Raw genomic sequence first — 1,056 nt, 5'->3', positions numbered from 1 at the left:
CCTCCGCGCGCAGCTCGGCGCTCAGCAGGTGCACACCAAAAGGAGTGCTCGCCGTGAGCGGCACCGCTGAGCGCGGAATGGTGAGCGTGAGCGCCTGGCTCTTTCCCGGCTGGGTGGCCCCCACCTGGAGCGTGCCGAGCGTCGTCGCGTCGTCGCGTGGCGGCTGGGCAAGCTCCGCGGCTTCGGTGACGGCCTTCGCGCTGAGGCCCACCACCAGCTCGCCGGCCGGCAGCTCCTCCGCCGTTGGATTCCGCACGAGGATGGACACCTCGAGCTGCGCAGTGTCGGGGCGCAGCACCGGGTCGCTCGCCGCGACGACGAGTGTCGCGGGCTCCTCGGGGACCGCGCTCGGCTCAGCGCCTGCGTCGCCCTCGGCGTCCGCGATTCCGGCGCGGGATCCCGCGCTCGCCTGCGCGCCGGCAGCCCCGATTCCGAGCAGGCAGCCCGCCGAGAGGCCGACCGCGAGCAGCGTCGCGGTGAACGCGCGAAAAAGGGGAACACGGGCCATGGGTACCAGTCTAAAGAGCAGCTCTGTGACGCTGGCCCAGGTACCCTGGTGTGATGCTTTCCCTCGCTGAGTCCATGGACGCACTGCGCGCCATCGCCGCCTCCGCACCCGTTGCGACCCTCGCCGCGGCGTTCGCCGAGCGCGGCCACGAGTTCGCCCTCGTCGGCGGTCCCGTGCGCGATGCGATGCTGGGCCGGTCCGTGACCGATCTCGACTTCACGACCTCCGCGCGGCCGGAAGAGACGCGCGAGATCCTCGACGGACTGAGCGGCAACGTGTGGGATGTTGGCCGCGACTTCGGCACGATCGCCGCGCGCGTGCACGGCGAGGTCGTCGAGATCACCACCTACCGCGCCGAGGTGTACCGGGAAGATTCGCGCAAGCCGAGCGTGAGCTACGGCGACACGATCGAGGGCGACCTGGTGCGCCGCGACTTCACGATCAACGCGCTCGCGCTGATGCTCCCGGAGCTGCGCCTCGTCGACGTGTCCGGCGGCGTGGAGGATCTGCTCGCTGGCCGCATCCACACCCCGGGGGCGCCGGCCGCC

The 1,056-nt window shown here is 71.9% G+C and carries 1 protein-coding gene and 1 pseudogene; one reads left to right on the top strand and one right to left on the bottom strand.

The features are described 5' to 3' along the window. A partial coding sequence (locus EGM46_RS14515) for a DUF6049 family protein (protein ID WP_206427602.1) occupies positions 1-508 on the bottom strand: 508 nt, incomplete at its 3' end. Between the two features lie 53 nt (positions 509-561). Here EGM46_RS14515 and EGM46_RS14510 point away from each other — a divergent pair. After that, positions 562-1,056, top strand: a pseudogene (locus tag EGM46_RS14510) (CCA tRNA nucleotidyltransferase); the annotation flags it as partial.

Source organism: Leucobacter chromiireducens (genome assembly GCF_003917135.1).
Lineage (GTDB): Bacteria > Actinomycetota > Actinomycetes > Actinomycetales > Microbacteriaceae > Leucobacter > Leucobacter chromiireducens_A.
The sequence above is the reverse complement of the archived record's forward strand: the minus strand, read 5'-3'. Positions and strand labels throughout refer to the sequence as shown.